The 10,583-nt window shown below is 39.8% G+C and carries 5 protein-coding genes and 1 pseudogene; 3 read left to right on the forward strand and 3 right to left on the reverse strand.

Going from position 1 to position 10,583, the window contains the following annotated elements:
- Positions 1–182: 182 nt before the first annotated feature.
- Positions 183–1,449 (forward strand): annotated as a pseudogene (locus HT715_RS09690) (transposase).
- Between the two features lie 90 nt (positions 1,450–1,539).
- On the opposite strand, the gene pyk reads toward HT715_RS09690, so the two are convergent.
- The 3 genes from pyk to HT715_RS09705 all read right to left on the reverse strand — a co-directional run bounded on the left by pyk (position 1,540) and on the right by HT715_RS09705 (position 7,295).
- Positions 1,540–3,045, reverse strand: coding sequence for a pyruvate kinase (pyk, locus tag HT715_RS09695; protein WP_001042822.1), 1,506 nt, complete (start codon positions 3,043–3,045; stop codon positions 1,540–1,542).
- A 58-nt stretch (positions 3,046–3,103) separates the two neighbouring features.
- A complete protein-coding gene (pfkA, locus tag HT715_RS09700) occupies positions 3,104–4,111 on the reverse strand; it encodes a 6-phosphofructokinase (RefSeq protein ID WP_000820864.1) in 1,008 nt (335 codons plus the stop codon).
- A gap of 82 nt (positions 4,112–4,193) precedes the next feature.
- Positions 4,194–7,295, reverse strand: a complete 3,102-nt coding sequence (locus tag HT715_RS09705; RefSeq protein ID WP_171043143.1) for a DNA polymerase III subunit alpha — start codon at positions 7,293–7,295, stop codon at positions 4,194–4,196.
- Between the two features lie 346 nt (positions 7,296–7,641).
- On the opposite strand from HT715_RS09705, the gene HT715_RS09710 reads away from it, so the two are divergent.
- A complete protein-coding gene (locus HT715_RS09710) occupies positions 7,642–9,915 on the forward strand; it encodes a Xaa-Pro dipeptidyl-peptidase (protein ID WP_138706952.1) in 2,274 nt (757 codons plus the stop codon).
- Between the two features lie 16 nt (positions 9,916–9,931).
- Complete coding sequence (locus HT715_RS09715) at positions 9,932–10,402, forward strand: arginine repressor (RefSeq protein ID WP_023934390.1); 471 nt, start codon at positions 9,932–9,934, stop codon at positions 10,400–10,402.
- Positions 10,403–10,583: the final 181 nt, after the last annotated feature.

Below are 10,583 nucleotides of genomic sequence, written 5' to 3' on the forward strand. Positions count from 1 at the left end.
AGTCAGTAACCATACCTACGGTAAGGCGACGCTGACGTGGTTTGAAGAGATTTTCGAAGAGTATTACCTTCAAGAAGCTCCATTGATGCCCCACCACCGCGTCACAAATACCTACACTGACACAAAAAGGTGACATAGCCACCTTTTTGGGCTCTATAATATTTGTAGTGGGTAAATCCCCTATGGATATCATTAATAAGGATACATACAAGGAAATCATCGCCAAACTGGACTACGACGCCCCATCTTGCCCTGAGTGCGGAAGTCAAATGAAGAAATATGACTTTCAAAAACCGTCGAAAATTCCTTACCTCGAAACGACTGGTATGCCTACTAGAATTCTCCTTAGAAAGCGTCGATTCAAGTGCTATCACTGTTCAAAAATGATGGTCGCTGAAACTTCTATCGTCAAGAAAAATCACCAAATTCCTCGTATTATCAACCAAAAAATTGCGCAAAAGTTGATTGAAAAGACTTCTATGACCGATATTGCTCATCAGCTGGCCATTTCAACTTCAACTGTCATTCGAAAGCTCAATGACTTCCACTTTGAGTGTAATTTTAAACATCTGCCTGAGATTATGTCTTGGGACGTTGAAACAGTCCAGGGAGTGACTGTTTCAATCGGGAGATGGAGATGAGTTTCATTGCGCAAGATTTTGATAAGCTCAATATCATCACTGTTCTTGAAGGTAGAACATAAGCCGTCATTCGAGATCACTTTCTTAAATATGATAGGGTCGTCCGATGTCGAGTGAAAATTATTACTATGGATATGTTTAGTCCTTATTATGACTTAGCTAAACAGATTCGCTTTCAAATTTCTAGGCTCAGGCTGAAACAGTCTCCCAGACTGTTTCACTCCCGAATGCTAAAATCGTTCTAGATCGCTTTCATATTGTACAACATCTTAGCCGTGCTATGAGTCGTGTGCGTGTCCAAATCATGAACCAATTCGATAGAAAATCTCATGAATACAAGGCTATCAAGCGCTACTGGAAGCTCATTCAACAGGATAGTCGTAAATTGAGTGATAAACGTTTTTATCGCCCTACTTTTCGTATTCACTTGACCAATAAAGAGATTCTTGACAAGCTTTTGAGCTATTCAGAAGACTTGAAACACCACTATAATCTCTATCGGCTCTTACTTTTTCACTTCCAGAATAAAGAGCCTGACAAATTTTTCGGACTCATTGAGGACAATCTAAAGCAGGTTCATCCTCTTTTTCAGACTGTTTTTAAAACCTTCCTCAAGGATAAAGAAAAGATTGTCAACGCCCTTCAACTACACTATTCTAACGCCAAACTGGAAGCGACCAATAATCTCATCAAACTTATCAAGCGCAATGCCTTTGGTTTTCGAAACTTTGAAAACTTCAAAAAACGGATTTTTATCGTTCTGAATATCAAAAAAGAAAGGACAAAATTTGTCCTTTCTCGAGCTTAGCTGACTTCAACCCACTACAGTTGACAAAGAGCCCAAAAAAGCCTATCACACAAGCTCTAAAGCTGGATATGATAGGTTTTTATATTTTTCTTAACGTACTGTGCGGATACGCATTGTATTTGTACGAACAGCTTCTCCTACTGGTACACCAGCAACGATAACGATATCATCGCCTGACTCAACGAGACCTGCTTCTACCGCTTTACGTTCAGCGATTTCGAACATATCGTCAGTTGAAGATGGAGCATCTGTCAACATTGGGATAACACCCCAGTTCAACATCAATCCACGTTCTGTCAATTCATCAAATGTCAATGCTAAGATGTCAGCATTTGGACGGTATTTAGAAATCAAACGTGCAGTATGACCTGTCTTAGTAAGAGTTACAACCAATTTGATATCCATTGAGTTAGTAGCATCTTTAACAGCTGAAGCCATTACTTCTGTCTTAGAGTTACGTTCAAATGAATCTGAATCCAAACGTCCGTATTCATTAAGAAGAGTTTGAGCGTTCTTGTCTATTGTAGCCATTGTAGTTACTGACTCGAGTGGGTATTTACCGTTTGCAGACTCGCCTGACAGCATTGTAGCGTCAGTTCCGTCGATAACAGCGTTGAATACGTCTGATACTTCTGAACGAGTTGCACGTGGTTTTTCAGTCATTGTTTCAAGCATGTTTGTTGCAGTGATAACAACTTTACCTGCAGCATTGACTTTCTTGATAATCATTTTTTGGTAAACTGGAACCATTTCGAATGGTACTTCGATACCCATATCACCACGAGCGATCATGATACCATCAGCTGCTTCGATGATTTCATCCAAGTTATCGATACCTTGTTGATTTTCGATTTTAGCGAACAATTGAACATGCCCGTTTCCAGTTTCTTCACAGATTGCACGAACTTCGTTCACGTCTTTTGCAGTACGTACGAATGAAATCGCAATAAAGTTGATACCTTGTTCAAGACCAAAGCGGATATCGTCGTTATCACGTTCAGCAAGGGCTGGGAAAGGAATTTTAGTGTTAGGAATATTCACACCTTTTTGTTTAGCGATGATACCATCGTTTTCAACTTCCACTTCAAATTCACGAGTTGCGTCATCTTTAGCAACCACACGAAGACCAAGTTTACCGTCGTCAACCAACACTTGACGACCAACTTCAACATCATCATAGATATCCAGAGCACCAGCAACGTTCAATGCAATCACTTCACGAGTTGATTTGATTCCTTGTTTAGTTGCAACACGGATTTTCTCACCAGTTTTGTATGAATACTCTTTAGCTTCACCTTCGAACAATTCTGTACGGATTTCTGGTCCTTTTGTATCAAGAAGGAAACCAACTTTTTTACCTGCAAGTTTTTCAGCAAGTTTAACAGTTGCCATACGCTCACCTTGTTCTTGGTGGTCACCGTGTGAGAAGTTGAAACGGAATGTGTTAGCACCAGCTTCAATCAATTGAGCAATGTTTTTAGCTGAAGCTTCAACATCAAGTTTTTCACCCCAGTATCCGTCCTCACCGAATTTTTTACCACCACGGATTTCTACCGCAGGACCCAAAGTTGCAACGATTTTTACACGTTTGTTCATGATTTTTGTGACTCCTTTATAGATATGACCTTTTTGGTCTTATTAACTAAATTGTAAATTATGACAAGCTCTTATTCAAGCTAGATAGCTCAATATCGGCTTTGTGTGGGTTGTTAACTACAATCTTACCTTCTGCAGTAAGGCTAAACAATGCTCCTTCTTCTGCCGTTCCAAGAATTGGGTTTTCAACCATTTTCTCGTTACGGATACCAACCGCAACACCACCAATACCTTCTTTAAGAAGTTTAACAGCATGGGCACCCATACGTGACGCCAATACACGGTCACGCGCAGTTGGAGAACCACCACGTTGAATATGTCCAAGTTCTGTCACACGAAGGTCGCTTGTATCTCCAGCTTCTTTAAGTTTTTGACCAAATTCAGCTGCTGACATCACACCTTCAGCTAAGACGATGATATTGTGTTTTTTACCACACTCATAACCACATTTAATGCTTTCTACGATGTCTTCAATCTTGAATCCTTCCTCAGGAATGATGATTTCATCTGCACCAGTTGCAATACCAGCCCAAAGAGCGATATCACCAGCGTTACGTCCCATAACTTCAATAACAAAAGTACGACGGTGACTTGATGATGTATCACGAATCTTATCAATAGCATCCATAGCAGTTGTAACCGCTGTGTCAAAACCGATTGTAAAGTCAGTACCAACGATATCGTTATCGATTGTACCTGGAAGACCGATAGCAGGGAAACCATGCTCAGTCAAACGCATAGCGCCGTGGTAAGAACCGTCTCCACCGATAACAACTACACCTTCAATGCCGTGTTTTTTCAATTGCTCAATCCCTTTTAGTTGCCCTTCAAGTTGAGCGAACTCTGGGTAACGAGCTGAGTGAAGGAAAGTACCACCACGAGAAATGATGTCTCCTACTGAAGCTGCATCTAGGGGATGAATTTCACCGGCAACCATACCAGCATATCCGTCATAGATACCAAACACTTCCATTCCTTCTGAAATTGCTTGACGAACAACTGCACGGATAGCAGCGTTCATACCAGGGGCGTCTCCACCACTAGTCAAAACAGCAATACGTTTCATATTGGTTTATGCTCCTTTTTCTTTTAACAGTCTTCTTGATTATACCACATTTGATTTTAAAATTCTTCTATTTTCCGTATTTTTAGCGATAAATCGTTTTCATAACGATTTCATTCAATTTCTCCTCTAATTCATCAGATTTAACTACAAAATAATGGGGAGAAACGATGGTTTTCTGTTCCTCCTCATACCGGATGATGACTGGGATTGAGCCTTTAAATTGTTCTAAAATACGTGAAATTTCTTGATCCGATTCATGATTTTTCACCTGTATCCAAAAGCGTTCAGCAACTGCTTCTCTTATTTCTTGTGCAATCATTTGCAGACGGCCATCACGTGATTGTATTTTTCCTTTTATATAGTAGAAGGCTCCCTCTTTTATTTCCTGTCCAACCTGACGATATAAGTCTGAAAAGAGAGTGACGTCCAATTTTTTCTTACTATCATCTACCTGTAAGAAGGCCATATTTTCACCCTTTTTGGTACGAATCACTTTTATTTTCTGAACTTCAACCAAAATAATAGCATAGCTATTTTCTGACAAATTTCCGATTGGGGTAATTGGGTAAATAGCTTTACTTGCGATAGTTTGTAGTGGATGTTTGCTGACACCTATCCCTAAAAGCTCTTGTTCCATATAGAATTTTTCTTGTTCCGTCCAATCCTCCGATTCCTGCCAACTATAAATAGTATCTCCAAATAAACTTCCCAACTCTTTCACAAATTCAAATAGATTGGCTAAGTTATTAAATACTTTTTGACGATTTTTTTCAAATAAATCAAAAAGACCAACTTTTACCAAAGGTTCTAGCAGAGGTAGTTTCAGATAATTCTCAGGTAATTTAGCTATAAAATCTTCAATGTTAGAATAGGGTCTATTTTCAATAATCCAGAGAGCTAAATCATTACTGACTCCCTTAATCGATTTCAATCCTAGATAGATGGACTTGTTGGCAATTTTATCGTGATAGGGAATGGTGTTGATGGACAGAGGAGCCACTTCAAAGCCTGCTTCAAGTGCATCTATTAAGTAATCACTGTTGGCAGAATTCAACATGACCTGATAAAAAATGGCTGGATAATGCGTTTTGAAATAAGCCAACTGGAAGGCCAAAGCTGAGTAAGCATAGGCATGTGACCTGTTAAAACCATAACCTGCAAACTTCTCCATGACATCAAAGACCTGCTCTGCTTTTTCCACAGTATGACCAGCTTCTAAGGAGCCTTGAATAAAGGAAGCTCTCATCTCATGCATGGCAGAAGCATCCTTTTTCCCCATAGCTCGACGCAAAATATCGGCCTTCCCAAGACTAAATCCAGCAAACCGCTGAGCTACCTGCATAACCTGCTCCTGATAGAGCATGATACCATAGGTTGGAGCCAAAATATCCTCCAGTACTGGATCCAGAACAGTCACTTCTTCCTGCCCATGTTTTCTTGCCACAAAATTATTGATATAATCACTAGCACCTGGTCTATTTAGAGAAGTAGTCGCTACGACATCTTCAAAACAGACTGGTTGCACACGCTTAAGCAGACGAATGGCACCAGGTTGTTCAAATTGAAAGATACCTTTTGTATTGCCAGAAGCAAATAAAGCTAACGTTTCTTTGTCTTCCAAATCAATCTCGTTGATAACTATCTTAACACCTTCTGTTTCTGCAAGTAATTCTTGCATCTTCTGGACAAAGGTCAAATTTCGTAGTCCCAGAAAATCCATCTTCAAAAGACCGCTAGCCTCAACTCCATGAGCATCATACTGAGTCAGTGGAATTTCATCACCATGCTTTAGAGGAATGTAATTGGTCAAATCTTGGTCGCTAATCACAACACCAGCTGCATGGACAGAGGTTTGTCTTGGATACCCCTCAATCTTGCAGGCAATTTCAAAGGCTTTTTGGTATTCTAACTTACTATTAATTTGCTGACGAAACTGGAGATTGCCCTCATAGGCTGACTTGAGATTATCACGGAAACTGATTTTCTTGGTAATTGCGGATAATTCATACTCTGGAACACCAAAGCGTTTCAAGACATCACGCAGAGCTTGCTTGGCACCAAAGGTAGAAAAAGTAACGATTTGTGCCGCATGTTTACTGCCATATTTATTACCAACATATCTGATAAAATCTGGACGATAAATATCTGGGATATCAATATCAATATCAGGCATGGTATAGCGTTCACGATTGAGAAAGCGTTCAAAAATCAGATTTTTCTCTACTGGGTCAATCCCTGTAATATCTAAGGCATAAGAAACCAAGCTACCAACTGCAGAACCCCTTCCCATTCCCATATAGTAGCCATTCAGTCGTCCAAAACGCAACAAATCCCAAACAACCAAGAAATAATCATCAAATCCCATATCATGAATAACAGCCAATTCTTGGTCTAGACGGTCTTGATATTCTTTACTAGTCAATCCCTTCTGAGCAAGCCCAAGCTCAGCGCGTTCTCTCAACTCTTCTACTGCTGGTCTAGCTGGGTTAAAACGAGGCAGTTTCAGACTCGTATCCAAGTCGTAAGAAATGCCTGAAATCAGCTTTTCTAAATTGTCTAAGGCTTGTGGAAATCGTTCTAGGAATAATTTCTCTAAAGAACTTGCTGATATAAGGACATCTTGTCGTGAGCGCAAGGGAACTTCTCTAAGCGGTAGGTTTTCTTTAATCGCTGTTAAAACTTGAAGAACTTCTCTATCCCTGCTTTCAAAAGCATTGACCCGATAGAGGGGCAAGATTGGATGATAAAATTCGCTTGCTGGTGTTTCCGGATAAACCCCTATATAGTAATCACAGCCTAGTTCTAACGACTCCAGTCCATCAAAATAAGGCACAATTACCGCAATATCATTTAAGTACTGAGATAAAACCGACCAATTTTTCTCCCCCTGCATCTTGGCTGTCGAAAGCTTCATCAACTGCTGATAGCCCACACTAGATAAAGCTAAAAAGCGCAGATTCACTTCCTGAGCATCCACAAACACAGTCATTTCAAGCCCTAATAAAGGATGAATGCCATATTTTTTTGTAACCTCTAGAAAGTCAAAAGCACCATAAAGATTGTCAATATCCATTATAGCCAGATGAGTGTAGCCGAATTCTTTAGCTGCTCTCACATACTTTTCAATCGAAATGACGCTTTCCATAAAACTATGGACTGTTTTTGTATCTAGTTGTGCGATCAATTTACACTTCTCCTCTATCCTTCTCACTATATTATACCATTTTCACCTATAAAAGGCTTCTCTTGAGAAAAATTTCATCAGCTTACTAATTTACTTTCTATTCATTTGTATTTTTGCCATCGTTTTTATATTTATACTATATTATATATAAAAAATAGAAAACATATCATATAAATCTCCTAGAATTTTTATATTATACCTATTACGTCTATTATTACACTGTTCTCTATATTGAATTTAGCACTTTATTCATTTTTATTGGATTATTTCCTTTTACAGTTAACAATTCCCTTTCTGCTTTTTTTTTGATATAATAACCTTAACTATCATTCTATATGGAGGTTCTATGCGTTTTAATCAATATAGTTATGTCACTTTTCCAAAAGAAAATATCTTATCTGAACTAAAAAAATGTGGCTTTAATTTACAAAACACAGCCAATCCCAAGGAATTACTGGAAACTTTTTTACGTCGCTTTTTTTTCACTTATGAGAACACCGACTATCCACTCTCCTGCTTAGCTATAGATAAAGAAACTAACATATTAACTTTTTTCAAATCTGACAAAGACTTGACAGCAGCTATTTTTTATACTGTCGCCTTTCAACTTTTGGGCTTTTCTTATTTGATTGACTTCGAAGACAGTGACGTTTTTCGTAAAGAGACTGGATTTCCTATTGTATACGGTGACTTGATTGAAAATCTCTATCAGTTACTCAATACTCGCACCAAAAAGGGGAATACCCTGATTGATCAACTGGTAAGCGACGGTCTTATCCCTGAGGATAATGACTACCACTACTTTAACGGCAAGAGTTTGGCTACCTTTTCCAGTCATGATGTCATTCGTGAAGTCGTTTACGTTGAGTCTCGTGTCGATACTGACCAAAAAGGACTTCCAGACTTAGTCAAGGTCAGCATTATTCGTCCTCGTTATGAGGGACAAATCCCTGCTATCATGACAGCCAGTCCCTATCATCAGGGAACAAATGACAAGGCTAGCGACAAGGCTCTCTACAAGATGGAGGGTGAGCTTGATGTCAAATCTGCTCACAAGATTGAGCTAGAAGAACCTCAACTCAATCTCGTCCAATCTCAAGGCCAAGCTGAGCTTGTGGCTGAAGCTGAGGAAAAGCTAACTCACATCAACTCTAGCTATACACTCAACGACTACTTCCTTCCACGAGGTTTTGCCAATCTCTATGTTTCAGGTGTTGGTACCAGAGACTCTACTGGTTTCATGACTAATGGCGACTACCAGCAAATCGAGGCTTATAAAAATGTCATTGATTGGCTTAATGGCCGTTGCCGTGCCTTTACCGATTATACGCGCCAGCGTCAAGTCAAAGCTGACTGGTCAAACGGAAAAGTAGCTACAACTGGACTTTCCTATCTAGGTACCATGTCAAACGGCCTTGCCACTACAGGTGTTGATGGTTTAGAAGTAATCATTGCTGAGGCTGGAATTTCTTCATGGTACAACTACTACCGAGAAAACGGTCTGGTGACTAGCCCAGGTGGCTATCCAGGTGAGGACTTTGACTCCCTTGCTGAACTAACCTACTCTCGTAATCTCTTGGCTGGCGACTATATCCGTGGCAATGAAGCTCACCAAGCTGACTTAGAAAAAGTGAAAGAGCAACTGGATCGCAAGACTGGCGACTATAACCAGTTTTGGCATGACCGCAACTATCTGCTCAATGCCCATAAAGTAAAGGCAGAGGTTGTCTTTACCCATGGTTCTCAGGATTGGAATGTCAAACCACTTCATGTTTACCAGATGTTCCATGCTCTTCCTACTAATATAAATAAGTATTTCTTTTTCCATAATGGCGCCCATGTGTATATGAACAACTGGCAGTCCATTGATTTCCGTGAGTCCATGAATGCTTTGTTGACAAAGAAATTACTGGGACAAGATACAGATTTTCAACTTCCGACCGTTATCTGGCAGGACAATACTGCTCCTCAGACTTGGTTATCTCTTGATAACTTCGGTGGGCAAGAAAACTGTGAAACCTTCTCACTTGGTCAAGAAGAGCAAGCTATTCAAAACCAGTACTCAGATAAGGATTTTGAGCGCTATGGTAAGACCTACCAAACCTTCAATACAGAACTCTATCAAGGGAAAGCTAATCAGATTACTATTGACCTTCCTGTGACCAAGGACATTCATTTAAACGGTCGCGCTCAGCTCAATCTTCATATCAAATCCAGCACAAACAAGGGGCTTTTATCTGCTCAATTACTGGAACTTGGTCAAAAGAAATACTTACAGCCTTATCCAGCTGTTTTAAGTGCTAGAACCATTGACAACGGTCGCTATCATATGCTGGAAAATCTCTGTGAACTGCCATTTAGACCAGATGCACAACGAGTCGTGACAAAAGGTTACCTTAATTTACAAAATAGAAATGATTTACTGTTAGTAGAGGATATTACTGCAGATGAATGGATGGATGTGCAATTTGAACTGCAACCAACTATTTACAATCTAAAAGAAGGAGATACTCTTCGTTTAGTCCTCTATACGACTGACTTTGAAATCACCATCCGTGACAATACCGACTACTACTTGACTGTCGACCTCGCTCAGTCCACGCTTACCATACCTTGCTAAAAGGAGTTACATTATTATGAATAAATCAGAACACCGCCACCAACTCATACGCGCTCTTGTCGCAAAAAACAAGATTCATACACAGGCTGAATTGCAGTCCCTTCTTGCTGAGAACGACATTCAAGTGACCCAGGCAACCCTCTCACGCGACATCAAAAATATGAACCTATCAAAAGTCCGCGAAGAAGATAGCGCTTATTATGTTCTTAACAATGGTTCCATCTCAAAATGGGAAAAACGTCTCGAACTCTACATGGAAGACGCCCTTGTCTTGATGCGCCCAGTTCAACACCAAGTCCTACTAAAAACCCTTCCTGGACTGGCTCAATCCTTTGGTTCTATCATTGATGCTTTGAGCTTCCCTGACGCTATCGCTACCCTTTGTGGTGATGATGTCTGTCTTATCATCTGTGAAGATGCAGATGCTGCTCAAAAGTGCTTTGAAGAACTGAAAAAATTCGCCCCACCATTTTTCTTTGAAGAATAATAAATGACTACAACTAACAATTATGCTTCAAAAAACCTGGTAGAAAGTCTTTAACATCAGAAAACGCATAATATCAAGTGTTTAAAACCCTTGATATTATGCGTTTTGCTTTATCCTAGGAAGATTTATACTCTTCAAAAATCTCTTCAATCCGCATTAACATCGCCTTGCCGTAGGTATG

Source organism: Streptococcus sp. 4155, from assembly GCF_013276695.1.
Taxonomy (GTDB): Bacteria; Bacillota; Bacilli; order Lactobacillales; family Streptococcaceae; genus Streptococcus; species Streptococcus pseudopneumoniae.

Bases quoted from the DNA above. Each gene is read 5' to 3' on its own strand.
- pyk (WP_001042822.1), bottom strand. From the start codon at position 3,045: ATGAACAAACGTGTAAAAATCGTTGCAACTTTGGGTCCTGCGGTAGAA.
- pfkA (WP_000820864.1), bottom strand. From the start codon at position 4,111: ATGAAACGTATTGCTGTTTTGACTAGTGGTGGAGACGCCCCTGGTATG.
- HT715_RS09710 (WP_138706952.1), top strand. From the start codon at position 7,642: ATGCGTTTTAATCAATATAGTTATGTCACTTTTCCAAAAGAAAATATC.
- HT715_RS09715 (WP_023934390.1), top strand. From the start codon at position 9,932: ATGAATAAATCAGAACACCGCCACCAACTCATACGCGCTCTTGTCGCA.